General features: G+C 70.1%; 21 protein-coding genes, 1 tRNA gene and 1 pseudogene. 11 read left to right on the top strand and 12 right to left on the bottom strand.

The genetic code is table 11. The annotated features are described in order from the left end of the window. Positions 1 to 10 precede the first annotated feature (10 nt). The 4 genes from BLR05_RS23660 to BLR05_RS23645 form a co-directional block, all read right to left on the bottom strand. Positions 11 to 1,162 carry a DUF2169 family type VI secretion system accessory protein gene (locus BLR05_RS23660; protein ID WP_092839785.1) on the bottom strand — a complete coding sequence of 384 codons (1,152 nt, stop codon included), beginning with the start codon at positions 1,160 to 1,162 and terminating at the stop codon, positions 11 to 13. Beyond that, positions 1,159 to 2,508, bottom strand: a complete 1,350-nt coding sequence (locus BLR05_RS23655) for a hypothetical protein (protein ID WP_092839781.1) — start codon at positions 2,506 to 2,508, stop codon at positions 1,159 to 1,161. The genes BLR05_RS23660 and BLR05_RS23655 overlap by 4 nt, the downstream gene beginning before the upstream one ends. A gap of 96 nt (positions 2,509 to 2,604) precedes the next feature. Continuing rightward, complete coding sequence (locus BLR05_RS23650; protein WP_092839778.1) at positions 2,605 to 3,126, bottom strand: hypothetical protein; 522 nt, start codon at positions 3,124 to 3,126, stop codon at positions 2,605 to 2,607. Beyond that, positions 3,116 to 5,437 (bottom strand): type VI secretion system Vgr family protein, encoded by a 2,322-nt coding sequence (locus tag BLR05_RS23645; RefSeq protein ID WP_092839775.1) that lies wholly within the window; start codon positions 5,435 to 5,437, stop codon positions 3,116 to 3,118. Before BLR05_RS23645 ends, BLR05_RS23650 begins: the two co-directional genes overlap by 11 nt. Before the next feature lie 219 nt (positions 5,438 to 5,656). On the opposite strand from BLR05_RS23645, the gene BLR05_RS23640 reads away from it, so the two are divergent. Beyond that, positions 5,657 to 7,720: a bifunctional 2',3'-cyclic-nucleotide 2'-phosphodiesterase/3'-nucleotidase gene (locus BLR05_RS23640; protein WP_092839773.1), complete on the top strand. Its 2,064-nt coding sequence runs from the start codon at positions 5,657 to 5,659 to the stop codon at positions 7,718 to 7,720. Positions 7,721 to 7,752: 32 nt separating this feature from the next. Here the strand turns inward: BLR05_RS23640 and BLR05_RS23635 are convergent, their stop codons facing one another. Continuing rightward, positions 7,753 to 8,400, bottom strand: coding sequence for a PepSY domain-containing protein (locus tag BLR05_RS23635; RefSeq protein WP_092839770.1), 648 nt, complete (start codon positions 8,398 to 8,400; stop codon positions 7,753 to 7,755). Positions 8,401 to 8,530: 130 nt separating this feature from the next. On the opposite strand from BLR05_RS23635, the gene BLR05_RS23630 reads away from it, so the two are divergent. From BLR05_RS23630 to BLR05_RS23620, 3 genes are read left to right on the top strand one after another with little or no spacing between them, the layout of a single operon-like run. Beyond that, positions 8,531 to 9,268, top strand: coding sequence for a PepSY domain-containing protein (locus BLR05_RS23630; RefSeq protein WP_092839767.1), 738 nt, complete (start codon positions 8,531 to 8,533; stop codon positions 9,266 to 9,268). After that, positions 9,268 to 9,942 carry a response regulator transcription factor gene (locus BLR05_RS23625; RefSeq protein WP_092839764.1) on the top strand — a complete coding sequence of 225 codons (675 nt, stop codon included), beginning with the start codon at positions 9,268 to 9,270 and terminating at the stop codon, positions 9,940 to 9,942. Before BLR05_RS23630 ends, BLR05_RS23625 begins: the two co-directional genes overlap by 1 nt. 18 nt (positions 9,943 to 9,960) lie before the next feature. Continuing rightward, on the top strand, positions 9,961 to 11,463 hold the full coding sequence (locus tag BLR05_RS23620; RefSeq protein ID WP_244160163.1) for a sensor histidine kinase: 1,503 nt from the start codon (positions 9,961 to 9,963) through the stop codon (positions 11,461 to 11,463). On the opposite strand, the gene BLR05_RS23615 is transcribed toward BLR05_RS23620, so the two are convergent. From BLR05_RS23615 to radC, 5 genes are all read right to left on the bottom strand, one after another. Next, positions 11,464 to 12,132, bottom strand: a complete 669-nt coding sequence (locus BLR05_RS23615; RefSeq protein WP_092839760.1) for a Smr/MutS family protein — start codon at positions 12,130 to 12,132, stop codon at positions 11,464 to 11,466. It lies immediately after the preceding gene. Between the two features lie 100 nt (positions 12,133 to 12,232). Beyond that, on the bottom strand, positions 12,233 to 12,640 hold the full coding sequence (locus BLR05_RS23610; protein ID WP_092839758.1) for a cupin domain-containing protein: 408 nt from the start codon (positions 12,638 to 12,640) through the stop codon (positions 12,233 to 12,235). 90 nt (positions 12,641 to 12,730) lie between these two features. Beyond that, the gene (locus BLR05_RS23605; RefSeq protein ID WP_092839755.1) at positions 12,731 to 13,549 is read right to left on the bottom strand and encodes an AraC family transcriptional regulator; all 819 of its coding nucleotides are present in this window, start codon (positions 13,547 to 13,549) and stop codon (positions 12,731 to 12,733) included. Next, complete coding sequence (locus BLR05_RS23600) at positions 13,546 to 14,745, bottom strand: esterase-like activity of phytase family protein (protein WP_092839791.1); 1,200 nt, start codon at positions 14,743 to 14,745, stop codon at positions 13,546 to 13,548. Before BLR05_RS23600 ends, BLR05_RS23605 begins: the two co-directional genes overlap by 4 nt. A 32-nt stretch (positions 14,746 to 14,777) precedes the next feature. Then, positions 14,778 to 15,491: a RadC family protein gene (radC, locus tag BLR05_RS23595; RefSeq protein ID WP_092839752.1), complete on the bottom strand. Its 714-nt coding sequence runs from the start codon at positions 15,489 to 15,491 to the stop codon at positions 14,778 to 14,780. Between the two features lie 109 nt (positions 15,492 to 15,600). Between radC and BLR05_RS23590 the strand changes: the two genes are divergently transcribed. The 3 genes from BLR05_RS23590 (at position 15,601) to BLR05_RS23580 (ending at position 18,545) form a co-directional block, all read left to right on the top strand. Beyond that, complete coding sequence (locus BLR05_RS23590) at positions 15,601 to 16,068, top strand: FKBP-type peptidyl-prolyl cis-trans isomerase (protein ID WP_092839749.1); 468 nt, start codon at positions 15,601 to 15,603, stop codon at positions 16,066 to 16,068. Between the two features lie 4 nt (positions 16,069 to 16,072). Further along, positions 16,073 to 17,071 (top strand): 4-hydroxy-3-methylbut-2-enyl diphosphate reductase, encoded by a 999-nt coding sequence (ispH, locus tag BLR05_RS23585; RefSeq protein WP_092839745.1) that lies wholly within the window; start codon positions 16,073 to 16,075, stop codon positions 17,069 to 17,071. Positions 17,072 to 17,219: 148 nt separating this feature from the next. Next, positions 17,220 to 18,545: a hemolysin family protein gene (locus BLR05_RS23580; RefSeq protein ID WP_092839742.1), complete on the top strand. Its 1,326-nt coding sequence runs from the start codon at positions 17,220 to 17,222 to the stop codon at positions 18,543 to 18,545. Between the two features lie 4 nt (positions 18,546 to 18,549). On the opposite strand, the gene BLR05_RS23575 is transcribed toward BLR05_RS23580, so the two are convergent. Continuing rightward, positions 18,550 to 19,224 (bottom strand): CBS domain-containing protein, encoded by a 675-nt coding sequence (locus tag BLR05_RS23575; protein ID WP_092839739.1) that lies wholly within the window; start codon positions 19,222 to 19,224, stop codon positions 18,550 to 18,552. A 147-nt stretch (positions 19,225 to 19,371) separates the two neighbouring features. On the opposite strand from BLR05_RS23575, the gene BLR05_RS23570 reads away from it, so the two are divergent. From BLR05_RS23570 to BLR05_RS23555, 4 genes are all read left to right on the top strand, one after another. Then, entirely contained in the window at positions 19,372 to 20,313 is a 942-nt protein-coding gene (locus BLR05_RS23570) for a threonine/serine dehydratase (RefSeq protein ID WP_092839736.1), read from the top strand. A gap of 46 nt (positions 20,314 to 20,359) precedes the next feature. After that, positions 20,360 to 21,679: a serine--tRNA ligase gene (gene serS / locus BLR05_RS23565; RefSeq protein ID WP_092839733.1), complete on the top strand. Its 1,320-nt coding sequence runs from the start codon at positions 20,360 to 20,362 to the stop codon at positions 21,677 to 21,679. A 77-nt stretch (positions 21,680 to 21,756) separates the two neighbouring features. Beyond that, positions 21,757 to 22,173: a VOC family protein gene (locus tag BLR05_RS23560; RefSeq protein ID WP_092839730.1), complete on the top strand. Its 417-nt coding sequence runs from the start codon at positions 21,757 to 21,759 to the stop codon at positions 22,171 to 22,173. 96 nt (positions 22,174 to 22,269) lie between these two features. Beyond that, a tRNA-Ser gene (locus BLR05_RS23555) sits at positions 22,270 to 22,359 on the top strand. Positions 22,360 to 22,558: 199 nt separating this feature from the next. Here BLR05_RS23555 and BLR05_RS23550 read toward each other — a convergent pair. Beyond that, a pseudogene (locus BLR05_RS23550) lies at positions 22,559 to 22,920 on the bottom strand (transposase); the annotation flags it as partial.

Below are 22,920 nucleotides of genomic sequence, written 5' to 3'. Positions count from 1 at the left end.
ACTGCGTGCGTCAGGCGGGCTGCGCGGAAGGTCGGGCGGCGTGGAATGGCACGGCCGAAGGCGAACGGGCGTGGGCGGCGATGTGCACGAGGCCGATGTCTTCCCGGGCCGGCAGGGGGATGGCAGTGCGCCAGAGCAGGCTGGCGAGCCGGTCGCCGGTGTCCGCCATCAGCGTGTCCCAGCGCATCTCCTGCGGTGGCAGCAGCGTGCCGCCGGTGGTTTCCGCCTGGGCGGTCAGCGTGATCTCCGGCCAGGTGAAGAAGAGCGGGCCTGCCGCGTCCATGCCGTGCAGCGCCAGGCGATGGCCGGGGTGCGGGAGCTCGCGCAGTTGTAGCGCCTCGGGCGCGGCGTTGTAGTGCCGGGGATCGAAATCGTCCGGCAATTCGGGTGCGCGTGTGGCGCGCCAGTGCTCGTCGAAGGTGCCCTGCAGGTCGCGGCGCGGCACGTGGTGGGGCGGGACCGGACCCAGCGCGGCGGGCTCGGGACGGTCGTCCCAGTCCTGCATCGGCCGGTCGGCCAGCTCCACCCAGGGCAGGGGGCTGCCCCGGGCATCGGCGGCCGTGCGGTAGTACCCCATGCCTTCCGGGTTGGCTTCGATGGCATGGTGCCGGCCCGTGGCGGGGTCGGTGCACTGGCCGCCGAAGGCGAAGGGGCGCAGCAGCGGGATGTGCGATGCCGTGTGCGTGCAGTCCGCGCGCAGCCGGCCCAGGCCGCCGAAGTCGGCGGTCCATGTCCGGGGCGCGAAGGCGCGCAGGGCCAGCAGGCGGCGGGCCACCGTGCCGGCCAGGATATCGACGGCGGCCTCCATGGCGCGCACGGGCTGGCCCCCGGGCGCCACGGCCCAGGCATGGAGCAACAGGTCGAAGCAGGGCTTCGGGGGCACATGCTCGGATTCGATGCGGCTCCAGCATTCGCTCGCCCGGTCCTGGATGGCGGCGGCCTGTGCGTCTTCGAGCGGCAGGCTGCCGAGCGTCTGTTGCAGGCCGCTGCGGTACATGGGCGCCTGCCGCTCCGCAGGGGCGAGGCGCGCAGGTGCGCCTTCCGTGTGGGACAGCAGCCAGCTGCCTTTCACGGCGACCACCAGGGCGGGGCCAGTGCGTGCATCCCGGTGCACGAACGTCTGGGCCCGGAACGGCGTGTGGTTGAGGATCTCGCAGCTCATGGGTTGCCGCTGCCGTCTTCGAGCGAGGCGACCAGCTGCACGGCCTCGACGGACGCCATCTGGCGCGTGGCCAGGTCTTCCGGCTGCAGGGGAAAGCACCGGGCGCCGTAGCGTGCATGCTCGGTGTACAGCCAGCGCCGCAGGGTATGGCCCACATCGAAGGCCTGCTCCAGGCAGGCGCGCGGCGACCACGGGCGGGCACCGCGCAGGCGCACCGGCTCCAGCGCCCAGAGCCGCTCCTTCATGGCGGGATCGGCCCAGGAGGTGACGTCTTCGGGCGCGAGGCCGGTGCAGCCGTTGGCGGCGAACACGCCGCAGGCGAGTGCGCGCAGCGCGCCCTGCCGCGCCTCCGGGCTGGCCCCCTGCGTGTTGGCCAGTTCCGGTGGCACTTGGCCGAACACCAGCTGCAGCACGTCGCGTTCTGCCGGGCTCACGGGCCGGTCCTGCCGTTCAATGAAGTCCAGCACGGGCAGCAGGCCGCGCGCCATGCCGGTGAGCGCCACCACGCGCAGTGCGGTGTCGTTGGGCACGCGCAGTCCGCCCACCACCGCGTCCAGCGCGGCGTCGGGCTCGCGGGCCGCCCAGAGCGCCATGGCCGCATCGGTGGCCAGTGCCCAGCCGACCGGATGGGATTGCTCGGTCGGGCCGTCGTGCGCGGTGATGCGGGTGATGTAGTTCCGCACCTCCGGTGCCAGCCGCTGCCCGCCGGCGATGGCCAGCGCCCGCAGCGCCGTGACCTGGCGCGACAGGTCCTGGCCCTGCAGCACTTCGGCCCAGCGTTCCTCTGCGCGGGGCGGCAGCGCATCCATGCCGGCGCATGCCAGCAGGCAGGCATCCTGGTCGGCGCCGTTGCGGGCTGCGGCATAGACGGCATCGGCCTGCACCGGCAGGGCCAGCCGGCCGGCCAGTTGCACGCCGCAGTCCCGCAGCACGGGGTGGGCGGCAGCGAGCAGCCGAGCACAGGTGTCGGGCTGGCCATGGAACCACAAGGCATCGCCCACGGCTTCAGGATGCTCGGCCAGCAGTGCTTCGATGAGCGCGAGGCGCGCGCCCGCGTCCGGCTCGTGGTGCTCGGACAGCATGGTTCGCACCAAGGCCGCGCCAGCCTGGTCTTCTGCCGGTGCTGCTGCGGCGGCCTCCGCAGCGGCTTGCAGGCAGGCGGGCCCATAGTAGCGGCAGACCGCGAGCAGGGCGTCCAGCCGCTGGTCCACGGCCTTGAGGGCACGGACCGTGTGGCCGCCGCGCAGCAGACCCGCGCGGCGGCCGTAGGCGCGGATGGCGATGCCCATCTGCCGCGGCAGCATGCCGGGCAGCGGGGGCGGGGCGATCGATGGAGGAAAGGACATCGTCTGAAAGTGCAATGGCGCGCCCTGGTCGGCACGGCCGCGGGCCTATGACGGAAAAGGGGCAGCCGCCGGGCCTGTCGGCGGGCGGCAAACCGGTCAGTTGAGCTCGATGGAGCCGCCTTCGATGCGGTGCGTCTCGACTGCGGCCGACGTGATCTGCTGGGCGCGCGTTTCCACGGAACCGTCCTTCTCGAACTGCATCCGGGTGTCGCCGCAGCGCAGCACCACGCGGCCCACGGCCGCCAGGTCGATCTGTGCCACCTCCAGCGCGAGGCTGCCGGTGTCGCGGTCGAACTGCCATGGCGGGCAGGCCGGCGCTCCCGGAGCCGGCCAGGCGGCCACGATCAAGGCCGGTAGTGCTGCACCGTTGCCGCTGGTGCCTTCCTGGCCTTCTGCCGGGAGCGCGGCCAGCACGGACTGCCCCGTGATCACGCCCGGCACTTGAGACGCCAGTGCGGCGCGCCATTCGCGACCGTGGCAGAGAATGACGGCTTCGCCATGCTCCACGCGCAGCACCTGGGCAGGAAAGAGTCCGAAGGCCGCGCCGGCATGCGGCTGGGCCGAAGCGGTGCCGGCGGCTTCGCCGGATGCGCGCAGCACGCGGAGGTCAGTTTTCATGGATGCCTCCTGAGTTGGTGGTCACGTCACTGGCGCCGATGAGCTTGATGCTCTCGCCGTTGGCGGTGATGGTGCCGTCGGCCTGCAGGATCAGCGTGCTGCCGCCCACCTTGAGGGTGATGGATTCGGCATCCATGGTGATGCTCGATCCGCCGCCTCCGCCTCCACCGCCTTGCGGAGAAGACGCGACGATGTTCTTGGCGCCTCCCGCGGCAGGCGCCCCGCCACCACCGCCACCGCCCACCGTGAGCGTGTATTTGGTACCCACGTCCGTGCTCTGGTTGGAGCCGACCTTCACGCTGCGGTCGCTGCCGACCATCGTGGTCTGCGTGCTTCCCACCACGGTGGCCATGACTGCGCCCACGTTGAGGTTGTAGGCCACGCCCACGTTCTCCATCCGACCCACGCCCACGTTCTGCATGTAGGCGATGCCGATGGTCTCGGTCTTCATCTTGCCGACCTTGATCGACCAGTTGTTGCCGATCTTGTCCTTCTCGTTGCGGCCGATGGTCTTCGTGCGGTTCTTGCCGATCGAGACTGTCTCGTCGATGCCGACATCTTCCTTCCGGTTGTCACCGATCGAGATCGTCTCGTCGTGGTCCACCCGTTCCGTGCGGTTGTTGTGCACCGTGATCTTCTCGTCACGGTCCACCGTCTCCGTGCGGTCCCGGTGGATGGTGTTCGTCTCGTCCCGGTCGATGGTCTTGCGCCGGTCGTTGCCCACCCACTTGTCCTCATCGTTCTCGACTTCGGTAAGCTGGTCCTTCTGCGCATGCAGCCATAACTGCTCCGCGCCTTTCCTGTCCTCGAAGCGGATCGCGTTCGCATCGCCCGCGCCGTTTTTCATCCCGTCGCCGAAAGCGCCGCCCTTGCTCGACTTCGTCTTGATGCCCGACTGCGTGGCGTTGCCCGGCAGGCCCCACGGCGGCATGTTGGCGGCGTTGTAGACGCAGCCCAGGATGATCGGATAGTCCGGGTCACCGTTCAGGAATTCCACGATCACTTCCATGCCGATGCGCGGCGTGAACACGGCGCCGAAGCCGGGGCCGGCCCAACTGGTGGAGACGCGCACCCAGCAACTGGAGTTCTCGTTCATCGCGCCGATGCGGTCCCAGTGGAACTGCACTTTCACGCGGCCGTACTGGTCGGTCCAGATTTCCTCGCCGGGCGGGCCCACCACCACGGCGGTCTGGGGGCCGGTGGTGCGCGGGCGCGGGGTGGTCACTTCGGGGCGGTAGGGTACGGAGGTGGGGTGCACCTCCATGCTGAATTTCTGCACCGAGCCGGCCTGCGTCTGCCCGGCGCCGCCTGTGCCCTGGGTGGCCTGCACGTTCTCTTCCAGGTGGTAGTGCACGCGGGTGACGAGGTACTGCCGGTTCTGGTCGCCGCGCGGGTAGTTCTCCAGCACGATGGTGTAGCCCGGGGCGATGCTGCGCTTGTTGAGCTCGGCGTGGGCGCGCTCGCGGGCCGCCATGCCTTCTTCCATGTGCAGCCGCGTGTAGGTCTCGCCGTCGGCGTACTCGGTATAGCCGCCCGGCCATTCGTAGCGCTCGTAGGCGTCGTGCGCATGGCCCGGGGGCGACTGGCGCATCTCGGAAAGATCGGCGCGCGGCTTGGTGAAGTCGTAGTCGTCCAGGTAGGCGCGGCCGGGCGCGACGCCCTGGCCCATGCGCCAGGCGAAGATGTGCTCGCGGTCGGCGATCGCCGCCTTGCCCGGCGGGTAGAAGGGGATCACGTGCCCGCCCGGCAGCGGCGCGTGCGAGGCCACCACGTCGTCGGCGAAGACCACCGTGTGGCTGCCGCTGGCATGCTCCACGAACCAGTAGATGCCCTCGGACTCGCACAGCCGCGCGATGAACTGGTAGTCGCTCTCGTGGTACTGCACCGTGTAGGGCCGGCTGCGGTAGCCGCGCGTGAGGCGCAGCACGAAGGACCGGCCGTAGCGCGAGAGCACCTGCGAGACGATCGCCGGCACGTCCATTTCCTGGAAGATGCGGAAATCCGTTCGGCGCGTGGCCAGCCACAGCCAGGGCTGCAGGGTGAGCCGGTAGGCGATCTGCGCGGAAGTGTCCTGCCCGCGCATGCCGAAGCGGGTGACGATGCCGTCCAGGTAGCGGCGGCCCAGGCCTTCGGTCTCGATGGAGACGGTGGCACCCAGGCCGAGCAGGGCCTTGGGGTCGATGCCCTTGTCCTTCGAGAGCAGGTCGATCTCGAAGCCATACAGCGCCGACAGCGCTTCCTCCCCTTGCAGCTGCCGGAACTGCAGGGCCTCTCCCAAGGGTGTCTGAATGGTTACGCGGCGTTGCGTCATGCGGTCAACTGTTTCTAGCCGTTATTTTTGTGGCGCGAATTATGGTGCGGTTCGTCTCGCGAACGCGTCCCACCGTCGAGCCAATTGCATCCAAATGTTCAACGTAGTGACGAGGAAGGCTGCAGTTGCCGGCGGTTCATGCCGCATCGGCATGGAGTCATGGCGATGTCATACGGCCGGCCAACACTGGCGGCTTTCTTTCGTTACCCATCCCACCCCATGTCTCCACATTTCCCCTCCGCTGCCCTGCGCCTGCCCCGGTTCCCGCTGGTCGCCCTGTGCGCGATCCCCTCGCTGTTCCTGGCCGCCTGCGGTGGCGGCGGAGACGGCAGCCTCTCCAGCAGCAAGCAGGCCACCGCGACGCTGGCCGTGCTGGAAACCACCGACCTGCACTTCAACGTGCGCAGCTATGACTACTTCAAGCTCGCCGAAGATAAGTCGTACGGCTTCGAGCGCACGGCCACCCTGGTGCGCCAGGCCCGCAAGGAATTCGCGAACACGCTGCTGGTGGACAACGGCGACACCATCCAGGGCACGGCCCTGGCCGACTACGAAGCCGTGGTGAAGACCATTCCGTGCAGCCAGCAGCTGTCGATGTACAAGGCGATGGGGGCCCTGGGCTTCGACGTGGGCACGCTGGGCAACCATGAGTTCAACTACGGCCTGCCGTTCCTGAACCAGGTGCTGGGCGGCGGCATGCAGGTCGATGGCGTGGATGGGAGCGTGAAGTGCGCCGGCGCGGGCTACCCCACGGTGCTGGCCAACGTGTACAGCAGCAAGACCCGCCAGCCGCTGATCCAGCCCTACACGCTGATCGAAAAGACGGTGGTGGCCACCGACACCGACGGCAAGGAAGTGAAGCTGCCGATCAAGGTCGGCGTGATCGGCTTCACCACGCCGGGCATCATGAACTGGGACAAGCGCTACCTGGACGGCAAGGTGTACACGGAAGGCGCCGTGGAATCCGCCACCAGGTACGTGCCGGAGCTGCGCGCCAAGGGCGCCGACGTGGTCGTGGCGCTGCTGCATGGGGGCCTGGATGCCGGCGCCTATTCCTCCACCATGGAGAACCCGGGCCTGTACCTGTCCAGGGTGTCGGGCATCGACGCGATGGTGATGGGCCACCAGCACAGCGTGTTCCCCGACACGGCGGCCACGCCGGCCTTCACCCAGGCGGGCGTGGACAACAAGGCCGGCACCATCAATGGCGTACCCGCCGTCATGGCCAGTTCCTGGGGCAAGGCCCTGGGCGTCGTCCGCCTCGCGCTGAAGTGGGACGGCAAGGCCTGGACCGTTGACAAGAGCGCATCGAAGAGCGAGCTGCGCAACATCCAGACCGGCAAGGACGCCGCGGGCAAGGCCGTGTTCGTGGATGCCGACAGCAGCATCGCGCCGCTGGTCGAAACGCAGCACCAGGCCACCATCGGCTATGTGAAGACGCCCATCGGCAGCACCGACTTCCGCATGGGCACGCTGTTCGCCGACGTGGGCGATCCGGGCGCGATCCAGATCGTGAACCAGGCGCAGCAGGCCTACGTGTCGGCCTACATCCAGGCCAACCTGCAGCAATACAAGAGCCTGCCGGTACTGTCGGTGAGCGCGCCCTTCAAGTCCGGCTTCCAGGGCGGTGCCGACTACACCGACGTGGCCGTGGGCCCGCTCGCGATCTTCAACGCGGCCGACCTGTACCTCTACCCGAACACCGTGTATGCGGTGAAGGTGAACGGAGCCGACATCAAGAACTGGCTGGAGGCCGCCGCCAGGCGCTTCAACCAGATCGACCCGGCCAGGACATCCGAGCAGGCGCTGATCAGCACCTTCCCGGGCTACAACTTCGACATGTTCACCACGGCCGATGTGCAATATGAGATCGACGTCACCCAGGCCGTCGGCAGCCGCATCAAAAACCTGACCTACAGGGGCCAGGCGATCGACCCGGCGCAGGAGTTCGTGATCGCCACGAACAACTACCGCGCGACCAGCGGCAAGAGCTTCATCGACAAGCTGGACGGCTCCGGCACGATCTGGGCGTCGCCCGACGCGAACCGCGACGTGGTGATCGACTACATCCGCAGGAACCCGTCCGTGACGCGCACGGCCAACGGCAGCGCCAGGAGCTGGCGCTTCACGAAGGTGAAGACCGCCGGCCCGGTGGTATTCAGCTCCGGCGCCAATGCCCTGTCCGTGGCGCAGGCTGCAGGCCTCGCCAACATCTCCGTGCTGGCTGCCGACGACGGCTCGGGCAAGGGCACGTCGAAGTACGCGCTCGACCTGTCGAAGTAGACAACGAGGGCGTCACCGCCCTGCTGCATCCGTCAGTCGTCCAGCTTCTCGCGCAGCACCTTGCCGGTGGTGGGCTCGATGCGCAGTTCCACCGGCTGGTTGGCGGCGTTGGTGGCCTCGGCTTCCCAGAAGCCGTCGTCGTAGTCGATGTCGCCGATGCGGGTGTATCCCGCCACCTGCAGGGCCTGCCGGACCTGGTCCGCGCCCGGCACCGGCTGGCCGTTGAGCGTGCCGCCGCTGCGTCCGACCTGGCTCAGCACCTCCAGCGTGGCGGGGTGCAGCACGAACTCCACCTTCTCGCCCTGCAGGGTGGACTGGCGCGCCTTCGCTTCCCAGAAGCCGTCGTCCAGCTCCACGTCATAAACGGTGGCGTAGCCGGTGGCGCGCAGCCGCTGCGTCACCTGCTCCACCCCGGGCAGGGCGCCGCCGATGTCGATCCTGCGCACGGCGGTGAAACTGCCGTCGGCATCCTTCACCAGCACGGTGGCGCGGGCGCCGTCGCTGGAGACGGCGCTGGCCGTCCAGTAGCCATACTGCTTCTGCAGGTCGTGCGGCGCGACGTACTGGTTGCGGGCCATCACATCGACGGCCTCGGCGGCGCTCAGGGCCCAGGCCATGGAGGGCAGGGCGGTGGCGGCTGCGGCGGAGAGCGCGATCGTCACGAGGGTTTTCTTGTTCACGGTGTTTCCTTTCGGTGTTGCGGTGTTGCGGTGGTGGGCAGGTGATGGAGGCAGTGTGTACCGCGGTCCCTAAATCCACCGTGAAGCGGCCGTTCACGGTCCGTTTAATGCGGGCCGCAATAATCGGGCGATGACACGACCGGCACTTGGTGCTTTCCTGCGGGCCGCGGCTCTTGCCGCGGCGGCGTTCGCGTGCGCGCAGGTCCCCGCCGCCGAGCAGGACGCGGCGCGGCGCGGCGTGCTCGCCGGCCAGCTCAAGCCCCTCAACAGCATCATTGCGGACATCGGGCGCAAGTACGGGGGGCGCGTCATCGAGGTGGAGACCAAGAGGGGACGCCAGGGCGAGCTCCGCTACGAGATCAAGGTCATCGACGCCCGGGGCGAGAAGCACGAGGTGCTGGTGGACGCGGCCTCCGGCGCAGTGGTCGCGCAGGAGCGCGAGTGGCCGACGCAGCCCGTTCCGCTGGCGCAGATGGCCCGCTACATCCGGCAGCTGGAGCAGAAATACGGCGCCCGCGTGGTGAACGCGGAATTCGAGCGCGACGGCCAGGGGCAGGCGGTGTACGAGGTCAAGCTCTCGGAGCGGCCCGCCGGCGAGACGAAGCTGCTGCTGGACGTGCGCACGGGCGAGGTGCTGCACCCGCCCGAAGCCGGCGCCGTGCAACCCCCGCCCAGGTCCATGGCGGTCATGCTCGAATCGCTGCGCCCGAAATTCTCCGGACTCGTGCTGGAGGTGGAACTGGAGACCGACCACCGCCGGCGCCCCTACTACAGTGTCGAACTGCAGCAGCCCAACGGCTTCAAGCTGGAACTGGAAGTGGATGCCGCCACCCTGGAGGTGACGCGGCAGAAGGTGGACGACGACTGATGCGTGTACTGGTGGTGGAAGACGATGTGGCGCTGGCGCGGCAGCTGCGCGAGGCCCTGGAGGCCGCGGGCTTCGCGGTGGATGTGGAACACGACGGCGAGGCCGCGTCCTTTGCCGGCAGCGTGGAGGCCTACAGCGCCGCGGTGCTCGACCTGGGCCTGCCGCTCAAGGATGGCCTGTGCGTGCTGCACGACTGGCGCGAGGCCGGCCGCGGCTGGCCCGTGCTGGTGCTCACGGCCCGCAACCGCTGGAGCGACAAGCTCGCCGGCTTCAACGCCGGGGCCGACGATTATCTGACCAAGCCGTTCCTGATGGACGAGGTCGTGCTGCGTCTGCGGGCCATGCTGCGCCGCGCGGCCGGGGCCGCCGCCGCGGTGCTGCGCGCGGGCCCGCTGGAATACGACGCGGTGCAGGGCCGGTTCTCGCTGCACGGTCAGGCGCTGCAGCTCACCGCGCAGGAGCACAAGATCCTGGCGTACTTCATCCACCATCCGGGCAGGCTGCTCACGCGCACGGACATCACCGAGCACGTGTATGCGCGCGATCTCGATCCGGATTCCAACACGCTGGACGTGCTGATCGGCCGCATCCGCCGCAAGCTCGGCGCCGCGCCGCAACTGGTGACCGAGCGCGGCCAGGGTTTCCGGCTCGTGGCCTCCGATGCCCCGGGCTGACGCATGGCGAGGCCGGCCATGACGGACGGCGCAAGCTCAGGCCATACGCCGGAAGCCGCTGCGCCGGCCGCTCCGGTGCCGCCGGCACGGGGCATGTCCGCATGGGCGCTCCGGGTGGCCCAGTGGCCCATGGCCACGCGCATCGCGCTGCTCGTGCTGATCCCCATGCTGCTGCTGGTCTCCGCGGGCGGGCTGTGGATGCGCGGACAGATGCACCGCAGCCTGCTGGAAGGCTTCGAGCAGGTGCTGCGCGACAAGGCCCAGCGCGTGGGTACGCGGCTGCAGTTGGGCCCGATGGGGCAGCTCCGCGAGGCCGCGGGCGGGGCGGACGAATTCAGCGCCATCTATGCCGGCTGGTACTGGCGGGCCGAGGCCGGCGGCAAGGTGCTGCGTTCGCGTTCGCTCTGGGACATGGGCAGCCTGCCGGCCGGGCCCGGTCCGGTGCCGGGATCGGCCGTGCTGCACCCGGCCACGGGCCCGATGCAGGAGCCCCTGCTGGCGCTCACCGTCCCCATCACGCCGGGCCAGCCTCCCGTCGCGGTGGCACTCACCGTGTATGGCCCCGCCGACCAGCTGCAGCGCAGCGTGCGGCAGATCGACCGCAACCTGCTGGTGGCCGGATGCGTGCTCCTGGCCCTGGCCGGTGTGCTGGCCTGGCTGCAGGTGCGCGTGGGGCTCGCGCCGCTGCGCCGGCTGGAGGCGCTGATCGCCACGCTGCGGGGGCCGCAGGGTGCGGGCTCCGACGTGGCGGAGCACCTCGCGGCGCCCACGGGCAGGGACCTGCAGCCCCTGCAGAGCGAGCTGGCCGGCCTGCTGGCGCACAACGCGCACGTGGTGGCGCGCGCGCGGGCCCATGCGGTGGACCTGAACCACGCCCTCAAGAAGCCCCTGGCGCTGCTGGGCGCGCAGGCCAGCGCTCACCCCCAGGTGGCCAGCAGCGAAGTGCGTCGCCAGGTCGAGGCCATGGCGCAGCTGGTGGACCGCTACCAGGGGCGCACGCTGAGCGATGCCCTGCACGCCCATCCCGGTGCGGGCGCGCCGGCGGTCGATGTGCGCGAATGCGTGGGCCAGGTGCTGCGCATGATGCAGCGCCTGCATGCCGCGCAGGAGCTGGACTGGATGCTGGAGGACCACGCCGCGGGCCCGGTGCGGTGGCGCGGGGAGCGGGCGGACCTGGAGGAGGTGCTGGGCAACCTGCTGGACAACGCGGGCAAATGGGCCGCGTCCCGGGTGCGGGTCACGCTGTCGGCCGACCTCTCGGCCGGGCACGGCCGGCTGGGCCTGGACATCGAGGACGACGGCCCCGGCATGACGCCGGTGCAGTGGCAGGCCGCGGGCCGGCGCGGCGTGCGGTTCGACGAGTCGGTGCAGGGCAGCGGCCTGGGCCTGGCGATCACGGGCCAGATCGCGCAGGCCTACGGCGGCCGGCTGGAGCTCTATCGCAGCGCGGATCTGCGGGGCCTGGGCGTGCGGCTGGAGATGCGCGGCCTGGTCCTGCCTGCAGGCACGCCGGCCGGCTAGCTAGCCGGCCGGCCCGGTGCGGCGGCGGCCCGGCTGCAGCAGCACGACCAGCGCGCCGGCACCGCCTTCGGCAGGGCGCGCCTGCACGAACGCCAGGACTTCCTTTTTCTGGACGAGCCAGCGCTGCACCCGGCCCTTGAGCACGGGCGTCCTGCCGGGCGAGCCCAGGCCCTTGCCGTGCACCACGCGCACGCAGCGCAGGCCGGTGCGGTGGGCCAGCCGGATGAATTCGCCCAGGGCCTCGCGTGCCTCGTCGGTGCGCAGGCCGTGCAGGTCGAGCTGGCGCTGGATGCTCCAGTGCCCCGCGCGCAGGCGGTGCGTCACGTCGGTGCCGATGCCGGGGCGGCGGAAGCTGAGCTGGTCGTCCACGTCCAGCAGGGTGCTCACGTCGAACTCGTCGCTGATCGATTCCCGCAGCACGCGCTCCTCGTCGAGCTCGCGCTGCACGGGCTGCGGCTCGGGCGGCTCGGGCAGGTGCCAGCGGCGCTCCTGCGTGCCGCGCAGTGCCTGCACCGGGCCGACCGCATCCTGGAAGAGCATGCGCTCCGCACGCGCACGGCGCGCGGCCTCCTGCCGCTCGCGCAGCAGCCGGGCTTCGCGCTCGGCGGCCTCGGCCAGCGCCTTGCGCAGCGGTTGCAGGTCCTGGAGGGAGCGGGCTTTCACGGTCATGGAATGCCGGTTGTATCCGATCCGCGCGCTGGCCCGCGGCGGCGGGCGGAGTAACCGGAAAAGCCGCGCGGGCCGGCTTGCGCCCCAGGGCCGGCAGGCGCTAGACCCAGATGTCGTTGGGCGCCGTGCGCTCGCCGCCGGCGTCGCCCGTATTGGCCACGCCGCGCGGCTCCACCAGCATCAGCCAGACCTCGCCCTGCGCGCTGGGGCGGTGGGGCATGCCTTGCGGCACGACGAACATGTCCCCGGCCCGCAGGTGCACGGCCGTGTCCGGCAGGTCGATGCGCAGGTGCCCGCGCACCACGATGAAGACCTCGTCGGTGCCGTCGTGCTGGTGCCAGATGAAATCGCCGTCGATCCTGGCCAGCTTGAACTGGTAGTCGTTCATCTCCGCCACGACCCGTGGCTGCCACAGGGCGTCGATGAGGGAGAACTTGTGCGCGAGATCGATGGCGGCAGGGGCCGGTTGCGGGGCGGTGGCGGTGCCGTGTGTGGCGGTGAGGGTCATGGACTTGAGACAGGTGATGGATACAGCGCCGCAGCTTAGGCAGCGCGCCATCCGCCGTCTTGCACGATCGTGCAACCTGGCCGGCCGCTCTCAGCCCCTGCCCTGCATGCGGGCCCAGCGTGCGGGCGGCACGCCGAAGGCCTGCACGAAGTGCCGCGTCATGTGGCTCTGGTCGTGGAAGCCCGCCGCTGCGGCCGCCTCGGCGAGCGGCGTGCCTCCGGCGATCAGGCTCCGCGCCAGGTCGAGGCGCCGCAGCACGAGGTAGCGATACGGGCTGGTGCCGTAGAGCGCGCGGAAGTCGCGCGACAGGCGCCAGCGGTCCTGCCCGCTCGCCTGCTCCAGGTCCGCCAGCGTCAGGGGGCGCGGCGACTGCAGCTGGGCGTGCAGGAAGTGGCGGGCCCGCTCCGCGGCCTGCCAGTCGCAGGTGCGGCGCCCGCCGGCCGGCCCGGATACCGCGCACAGTGCCTGGGCCAGGTCGAAGAGTGCATCGTCTTCTTCCAGGGGGGCGAGCGGAGCGTCCAGGCGGCGCAGCAGCGCCTCGACCGGGGCCGCCAGCCGCGGGTCGGACGTGATGCCGCCGGGAACGAACGGCAGCGGCCGGCCGCCCAGCATGGACTGCAGCAGCGCCGGGGGCACGTACACCATGCGGTAGCGGAAGCCCTCGCCGGTGCCGGCGTGGCCGTCGTGCAGTTCGTCCGGGTGCAGCACGAGCGTCTGGCCCGGCAGGCTGTGGCGGTGCTCGCTGCGGTAGCGGAAGCTCTGGACGCCCGACAGCGTGCGTCCGATGGCATAGCTATCGTGCCGGTGCGGCGCGTAGCCATGGCCCTGGAAGTACGCCTCGATGCAGGGGATGCGCTCGATATCGCCTGCCTGCCGGATCCAGTCGCGGGGGGAGGGGTGTTGCGTCATGGCGAAGCGTCCGGCTCCAGGTATTCCGCCGCGATGAACTGCGTGGCCTGGGCCGGGTTGAAGTTGTCGTCGCTCACGAACACGATCACGCGGCCGCCGCCGGGCAGGGGCGGCCCCCAGGCCATGCCCTCGATGTTGTCCACGGCATCCAGGCCCGGTCCCGGCATCTCGGCCACGAGGGTCTTGGCGGCCGGGACGTGGTTGCCGGGCTCCAGCCGCTCGAGCGCCAGCGTGTCGGTGGCGCCGCGGGTGTCGATGCGGTACAGGCGTGCGGAGAAGCCAGCCCCGGCGCTGTAGGCGCGCTCCAGCACCAGCAGTTGGCCGGGGCCGTCCGCCAGGATCTCGCTCACGCCGTTGAGCCGGGGGCCCCACGGAATGCGCCGCTCGCGGGGCACGGCGTCCGGTACGTAGGCGATCTGCCGCAGCGCCCGCCCGCTGGCGAGGTCGAGGGCCGTGATGCGCAGCGGACCGCCGGGCGCCTGCCGCGTGGGCAGCGGGCCGTCCTGGCGCCAGGCGCCTTCCATGGCCAGCCACGCCGTGCGGCCGTCGGGGGACAGCGCCAGGCCTTCGAGCGTGCGGTTGGGGCGCGGTCCGCGCCCGCTGCCGGGCTGGGGCTGGAAGCCCGGAGGCAGCGGGAATTCCCGCACGGTTGCCCCGTCGGCGCGGCTTTCGCGCAGCGACGGCCCGAAGCCCCGTGCGAAGTCGCCCTCGCTGCTCCAGAGCAGGGCGTGGCCACCGGGCAGCCAGCGCACGGCCTCGGGATCGACGACTTCGCCGGCTGCAGGCCCGCCGCGGCGGGCCTGCAGGGCGGAAGGGAAGGGCGCGCCGCCCGACTGCCGCAGCGTCACGGCCCCGGTGAGCCGGGGCGTCTCCAGCGCGTCGGCGCGGTAGTGCAGGCGGGCGGTGTAGAAGCGCGCCGGCTGGTGCGCGGAGCGGTCGTCGCTCAGCAGCACCCACTGGTCGTGCACGGGGTCGTAGTCGATGCCGGAAATACCGCCCACCGTGCCGCCGAGGAACTCCGTGCCGGGCGGGAGGCTCGCGGTGCCGATCCAGCGCAGGCGCGCAGCGCCCGGAGTGGCCGCCGCAGGCTCCTGCGGGGCGTGGGGTGCGGGCGGGGCGGGCGCGCAGGCCGCGAGGACGGCGCCCAGCGCCAGGGCGGCGGCCAGGCGGGGGGCTGCGCGGGCCAGCCGGGCCAGCCGGGCCGGCCTGGGGGATGGGGCCACGGGCGTCAGATCAGGCCTTCTTCCGCCATGGACAGCGACGCGCCCGGCGCGACGATGATGTGGTCCAGCACCCGGATGTCCACGAGCCTGAGGGCGTCGACCAGCGACCGGGTGAGGGTTTCGTCCGCGCGGCTCGGCTGCACCTGGCCGCTGGGATGGTTGTGCACCAGCACCACGGCGGCGGCATGGTGGTGCAGCGCGCGCACCACCACCTCGCGCGGATAGACGCTGGCCTGGGACAGGGTGCCGCGGAACATCTCCTCCATGGCGATGAGGCCGTTCTGGCTGTCCAGGAAGAGCACCGAGAACACCTCGTGCGGCTTGCCGCCCAGGTGCAGCTGCAGGTAGTCGCGCACGGCGCGCGGCGAGTGGAACAGGTCGCGCTTGGGCAGCGTCTGCACCAGCATGCGGCGCGCCAGCTCCAGCACGGCCACGAGCGACGTGCGCTTGGCGGGGCCCAGGCCCTTGATGCGCTTGAGGTCGTCGGCATCGGCCTGCAGCAGGCCGCCGATGCCGCCGAACCCGCCGCTCAGCGCGCCGGTGGCCGGGTCGGGCAGCGCGGGCGAGAGCAGTTCCTGCGCCATCTGCATCACGCCCTTGCCCACGATGCCCGTGCGCAGGAGGATGGCGAGGAGTTCCGTATCGGAGAGGGAGGAGGGGCCGCGCGCCAGCAATCGTTCGCGGGGGCGGGCTTCGATGGGCAGAGTCTTGAGAGCCATGGGGTTGCACAGAAGGAAGGACAATCGGGGCAGACACCGTGACCGCGGATGGGCGGCATGGATACTGGGTTTTTATACACCATCCGCAAGCTGACAGGCGCTTTTGTCCATGATTTCCAACGCTTTCCCTTCCGTGCCCACCGTGCAGCCCGGGTCCTTCCTGACCCTGCACTACCGCCTGGCGGGCCCTTCGGGCGATGTCATCAACACGTTCGGCGACAAGCCGGCCACGCTGTCCCTGGGGGCGGGCGAACTCTCCCCCGCGATGGAGCAGCGCCTGATCGGCCTCGCGGAAGGCACCCGCACCACCTTCGAGCTGCCGGCCGGCGAGGCCTTCGGCGAGCGCAACCCCGAGATGCAGCAATGGGTGGCGCGTCGGCTGCTGGCCGAGCTGGGCGATCCCGACGAACAGTACACCCTCGGCGACGTCGTGCAGTTTCCCACGCCCGACGGCACCGGCAGCTATGCCGGCGTGGTGCTGGAGGTGCGGGACGACGGTGCCGTGCGCTTCGACTTCAACCACCCGCTCGCGGGCCAGCCCGTCACCTTCGAGGTGCAGCTCGTCGGAGTGCTCTGACGCCATGGCCATCCAACCCCAGGAAATCGTTCTGGCCGAGCCCCGCGGCTTCTGCGCGGGCGTGGACCGTGCGATCGAGATCGTCGAGCGGGCCCTGCAGAAGTTCGGCGCACCGATCTACGTGCGCCACGAGATCGTGCACAACACCTACGTGGTCAACGACCTCAAGGCCAAGGGCGCGATTTTCATCGAGGACCTGGCCGAGGTGCCCCCCGGCGCCACGCTGGTGTTCAGCGCCCACGGCGTCAGCAAGGCGGTGCAGGCCGAGGCCGAGGCGCGGGGCTTCAGCATCTTCGATGCCACCTGCCCCCTGGTCACGAAGGTGCACGTGGAGGTGGCCAAGCTCGCGAAGGAGGGCTACGAATTCATCATGATCGGCCACAAGGGCCATCCCGAGGTCGAGGGCACCATGGGCCAGCTGGACCACGGCATCCACCTCGTGGAGGACGTGGAGGACGTGGCCCGCGTGCAGCCGGCGCAGACCGCCAGGCTGGCCGTGGTCACGCAGACCACGCTGTCGGTGGACGACGCGGCCGAGATCACCGCCGCCGTGCGCGCGCGCTTCCCGCAGGTGCGCGAACCCAAGCAGCAGGACATCTGCTATGCCACGCAGAACCGCCAGGACGCGGTGAAGGTTCTGTCGGGCCAGGTGGATCTCGTCATCGTGGTGGGCAGCCCCACCAGCTCCAACAGCAACCGGCTGCGCGAACTGGCCGTGCGGCTGGGAACGCCCTCCTACATGGTGGACAGCGCCGACGAGCTGCAGCCGGGGTGGTTCGAGGGCGTGGCCCGCGTCGGCCTCACGGCGGGCGCGTCGGCCCCGGAGGTGCTGGTGCAGCAGGTGATCGACCGCATCCGGGCATTGGGTGCCGTGTCCCTGCGCCGGATGGACGGCATCGAGGAAACCGTGAAATTCCCGCTGCCCAAGGGCCTGAAGATCGATGCGGCCACCGGCCTGGAGATCTCCCAGCGCACGCCCGAGACGGGGGCGGGGCGGTCCTGAGCCGCATCCCGCACGGCCCGTTCCGTGGCGCGCGTACGCCACAGCCGGGCCAAATCCCTACGCCGCCGGGCATTGAATCCCCCATCGGGGGTAGGACTTCTTACAATTTGAGTCCGATTCACTCCGAGGGAGCCTTCACTCCCTGTCTATGGAAATAGCAATACTTTTCGCCCTCATCCTTCTCAATGGCCTGTTTGCCATGTCCGAGCTGGCGCTGGTCTCCGCGCGCAAGACCCGGTTGCAGAAGCTGATCGATGAGGGCGATACCGGCGCCATCGCCGCCATGAAGCTCGGCGAAGACCCGACGCGCTTCCTCTCCACCATCCAGATCGGCATCACCTCGATCGGCGTGCTCAACGGTATCGTCGGCGAGGCCGCCCTCGCAGCGCCACTGGGCGAGTGGCTGCTGTCGGTGGGCATGCCCGAGAAGGCCGCCGGCTACACGGCGACGGGCCTCGTGGTGGTCTTCATCACCTACTTCTCCATCGTCGTGGGTGAACTGGTGCCCAAGCGCCTGGGCCAGAGCTACCCCGAGTCGCTGGCCCGCCTGGTGGCCCGCCCCATCAACTGGCTGGCGCTCGCCACCAAGCCGTTCGTGCGGCTGCTGTCGGTGTCCACCCAGGCCCTGCTGCGTCTGCTGGGCGTGAAGGAGAACACCGCCAGCGCCGTGACCGAGGCCGAGATCCACGCCGTGCTGGCCGAGGGCACGAGCGCGGGCGTGATCGAATCCCACGAGCACCAGATGGTGCGCAACGTGTTCCGCCTGGACGACCGCCAGATCGGCTCGCTCATGGTGCCGCGCGCCGACGTGGTGGTGCTCGACGTGGAAGACTCGTTCGAGGAGAACCTGCAGCGCATCGAATCCTCCGACCACGGCCGCTTCCCGGTGGTGCGCGGTGGCATGGAGAACGTGCTGGGCGTGCTCAACGCCCGCCAATGGCTGTCGCGCTCGCTGCGCGAGGACGTGCGCGACCTCGCGGCCCAGCCGCTGCAGTCGGCGCTGTACGTGCCCGAGACCATCACCGGCATGGAGCTGCTCGACAACTTCCGCCAGTCGGACCTGCAGATGGCCTTCGTGATCGACGAGTACGGCGAGGTGCAGGGCATCGTCACGCTGCGCGACCTGATCGAGGCGATCACCGGCGAATTCCACGCGCGCGACCCGGAAACCTCCTGGGCCGTGCAGCGCGAGGACGGTAGCTGGCTGCTCGACGGCCATATCCCCGTGCCGGAACTCAAGGACCGCCTGGGCCTGGACACCGTGCCCGAGGAAGAGCGTGGCCGCTACCACACGCTGAGCGGCATGGTGATGCTGCTGACCGGCAAGCTGCCCAAGGTGACCGACACCGTGCAGTGGGAGGAATGGCAGTTCGAGGTGGTGGACATGGACGGCAAGACCATCGACAAGGTGCTCGCCAGCCCGCTGCCCTCGGTCGAGATCGCGCAGCCCCAGGGCGCGGCGATGGCCGACTGAGCCCTCAGCTCCAGAGGTCGAGCGGCGGGTCTGCCGCCACCGCGCGCAGGATGTCGGTGCGCGAGATGAAGCCGGCGAGCGTGCCGTGCTCGTCCGTCACCGGCAGCCCGGGCAGGCCCGTGTCCAGCAGCACCCCGGCCACGCGGCGCAGTTCCGTGTCCGGGGCCACCGTGGGCACGGGGCTCACCATGACCTCCGACACCGGCCGCCGCGCGAGGTCGATCGCGGCCTTCACGCTGCCGGGCTCGGGCAGCAGGTCGAGCGGCGCCATGTCGGCGCGCAGCAGCAACCCCACCACGTGTCCCTGCGCATCCACCACGGGGGCCTGCGCGACGTGGTATTCGGCCAGGGTCTGCCAGGCGTCGTTCACGCGCACGTCGGGCGGCACGGAGAGGGAGCCCGAGGTCATGACATCCCGCACGCGGGTCAGCGGCTGGCGCGCCTGCTGCGGCCCCTGCTCGGTCTGCGCATAGGCGCTCACGGCCACCTGGGCCCGCAGGTTGACCGGGGCCGCCGGCGCGGCGTCCTGGGCTGGCAGCTCCGGTTCGCGGTCGGACACGTCGGGCCCGCGGGTGCGCAACGCCTGCGGCCGCTGCACGCGGCGCACGGGCGATACCTGGTCCAGCTGCTCGGGGCCGCCGCGGTACATCTGGCCCGAGGGGCCGAACACGAAGAACATGGGACGCATCTCCTGCTGAGGGGCGGCCGCATCGCGCGGCCCGTGCCATGTTATCGGCAGCCGGCGCCCAAGGTGTGCATACACTGGGAGGTTTCGCCTCCGAATCCCGGGGCGCCGTTCCACCGCATTTCTCCTGGTGTCCGCTTCATGATCGACCGTTCCGCCATTGCCTCCGCGCGGCAGCGCTTGGCCGCCCATCCCGACTTCCTCCGCACCACGCCGCTCATGCGCCTTTCCGGGCGCTCACTCGGCCTGGGCTGCGCGGAGGTCTGGCTCAAGCTGGAGCACCTGCAGGTGGGCGGCAGTTTCAAGGCCCGCGGCATGCTCAACCGCCTGCTGGCCCAGCCGCTGCCGGACAGCGGCGTGATCGTGGCCTCGGGTGGCAATGCCGGCATCGCCACCGCCGCCGCCGCTCGCTCGCTGGGCACGCGCTGCGAGGTGTTCGTGCCCGAGGTGTCGCCCGAGGCCAAGCGTGCCCGCCTGCGCGCCCTGGGGGCGCAGGTCGTCGTGGCCGGGCCGACCTACGCCGAGGCGCTGCAGGCCTGCCTGGAGCGCCAGCGCGAGACCGGCGCGCTGCTCACCCATGCCTACGACCAGCCCGAAGTGGTGGCCGGTGCCGGCACCCTGGCGCTGGAGATGGAAGAGCAGGCCCGGCGCCTGCCCGACAGCGTGCTCGTGAGCGTGGGCGGCGGCGGCCTGATCGGCGGCATCGCCGCCTGGTGCGAGGGCCGCGCCCGCGTGGTCGCGCTGGAGCCCGAGGGGGCGCCCACGCTGCACGGCGCCCGGGCCGCGGGCATGCCCGTGGACGTGGCGGTCGGCGGCATCGCCGCCGATTCGCTCGGCGCCAGACGCATCGGCGACATCGCCTGGCAGGTGTCGCAGCGCCATGTGCAGGAATCGCTGCTGGTGTCCGACGACGCCATCCGCGCGGCGCAGCAGTGGCTGTGGCACGAACTCAAGCTGGCGGTGGAGCCGGCGGCGGCGCTGGGCATCGCGGCCCTGCAGAGCGGCGTGTACCGTCCCCGCCCCGACGAGACCGTGGGCCTGGTGCTGTGCGGCGCCAACTGCGACCCGGCCACCGTGGCCTGAGAACCCGGGCCCGCCGTGCGGGGGAGGGGCCGTAAAATCGCCGGCTATGCTCGACATCCTCCTCCTTCGCAAAGACCTCGACTCCGCCATCGCGCGGCTGGAAACCCGCAAGAAGCCCCAGGCTTTCCTCCAGGTGGAGGCCTTCCAGTCCCTCGAGTCCGAGCGCAAGACGCTGCAGACGCGCACCGAGGAGCTGCAGTCGCGCCGCAACCAGCTTTCCAGGCAGGTCGGCCAGCTCAAGGCCAGGGGTGAGAACGCCGACGCCGTGATGGCCGAAGTCGGCGGCCTGAAGGCCGAGCTGGAGAGCTCCGCCGCCCGCCTGGAGCAGATCCAGGCCGAGCTGCACACGCTGCTCGTGGCCGTGCCCAACCTCCCGCACGAGAGCGTGCCCGTGGGCAGCGACGAATCCGGCAACGTGGAAGTGCGCCGCTGGAGCCCCGAGGGGAAAGACCCGAAGCCGCTCGGCTTCACCGCGAAGGACCACGTGGACCTGGGCGAGCCCCTGGGCCTCGATTTCGACATGGGCGTGAAGCTCTCGGGCTCGCGCTTCACCGTGATGAAGGGGCCGATCGCCCGCCTGCACCGCGCGCTCGCCCAGTTCATGCTGGACGTGCAGACGCGCGAGCACGGCTACACCGAGTGCTACGTGCCTTATGTGGTGAACGCCGATTCGCTGCGCGGCACGGGCCAGCTGCCCAAGTTCGAGGGCGACCTGTTCGCCGCGAAGAAGGGCGGCCAGGACGGCGAGCCCGTGCCCGACAACGCGGCGCTCTACCTGATCCCGACCAGCGAGGTGCCGCTCACGAACTTCGTGCGCGACCAGGTCGTGCCCGAAGCCGAACTGCCCATCCGCCTCACGGCCCACACGCCGTGCTTCCGCTCCGAAGCCGGCAGCTACGGCCGCGACACGCGCGGCATGATCCGCCAGCACCAGTTCGACAAGGTCGAGATGGTGCAGATCACCCACCCGGACCGCAGCTATGAGGCCCTGGAGGAGATGACCGGCCACGCCGAGGCCGTGCTGAAGAAGCTCGGCCTGCCGTACCGCGTGATGTCGCTCTGCACCGGCGACATGGGCTTCGGCGCCGCCAAGACCTACGACCTGGAAGTGTGGCTGCCCGCGCAGAACACCTACCGCGAGATCAGCTCCGTGAGCAATTGCGAGGCCTTCCAGGCCCGCCGCCTGCAGGCCCGCTTCAAGAACGCCCAGGGCAGGAACGAACTCGTGCACACGCTCAACGGCTCGGGCCTCGCCGTGGGCCGCACGCTGGTGGCGGTGCTGGAGAACTACCAGCAGGCCGATGGCAGCGTGTCGGTGCCGGAAGCGCTGCGGCCCTACCTGGGGGGCGACAGCGTCCTGCGGTAAACCGCGTCACCCGGCGGGCGCGAAGGCAATGGTCTAATGCGGTGCCGATCCTGGCCCCGCCCCCTGGCAACACACTCATGCGCAGCATCTTTCACCTGGCCTACAACGTTCGCGACCTGGACGAAGCCCGGCGTTTCTATGGACAGGTCCTCGGCTGCGCCGAAGGGCGCAGCACCGGCACCTGGGTCGATTTCGACTTTTTCGGCCACCAGCTGTCCCTGCACCTGGGCGAGCCCTTTGCCACGGCGCGCACGGGCCATGTAGGCGATGTCCTGGTGCCGATGCCCCACCTGGGCCTGGTGCTGGAACTGCCTGACTGGCAGGCCATGGCGGGTCGTCTCAAGGCCGCGGGCACCGAATTCGTGCTGGAGCCGCAGGTTCGCTTCGAAGGCCAGCCCGGCGAGCAATGGACGATGTTCTTCATGGACCCCTTCGGCAATCCCATCGAGATGAAGGGCTTCCGCAGTCTCGACGATCTGTACAAGACCGCCTGAGTCGATCCCGTGTTGGAGAGATGGGTCGAACTGCGTGCGTTGAGCGTTGTGCCTTGCAAACTTCCTGCTACAATCGCAGGCTTCGACACGAATGCAGGAGAGGTGGCAGAGTGGTCGAATGTACCTGACTCGAAATCAGGCGTAGTGGCAACACTACCGTGGGTTCGAATCCCACCCTCTCCGCCAGAATGAAAAAAGCATCCCACCCGGGGTGCTTTTTTTTTCGCCTATACGGCTCCGTTGACCTCATAAAAATCAACGTGTCACGCTACGTATTTTGTTGTTATATACAGTATTCTTGCAGCGACGGTTCAGCCGCTCATCATTCTCAATTCAACGTTTTATGGCCCACAGTATGGCCTGCAGATTCGATGCCCAGAGCGTGTTATGAACTACCCGCCGCAGCCAGCACCCGCGCGGCGGCGGGCAACATGAGCACCGCAAACACCAGGAAATGCAACCCGCCGAGCACTTCGGGTAGCCGCTCGTAGTCCCGAGAGAGCCTGCGAAACCTCGCCAGCCAGCCGAAGCTTCTCTCCACCACCCAGCGGCGCGGCAGCAGCACAAAGCCCTTCTTGGCCTCGGGCAGCTTCACGATCTGCAGGTCAATTCCATTGTCCTGCGCCGCCTTGGATGCGGTGTCGCCCGTTTAGCCCTGGTCGGCCCAAGCCAGTTGTACCGTGTGGCCCGTGGCCTGCTGTACGTCCTCGCACGGGCGCTGCACCTGCGCACGCTCCTGTTCGTCTG

It is taken from the genome of Paracidovorax cattleyae (genome assembly GCF_900104515.1).
Classification (GTDB): domain Bacteria; phylum Pseudomonadota; class Gammaproteobacteria; order Burkholderiales; family Burkholderiaceae_C; genus Paracidovorax; species Paracidovorax cattleyae.
Note: the sequence above shows the minus strand (reverse complement) of the source record. Positions and strands in the feature narration are given on the sequence as shown.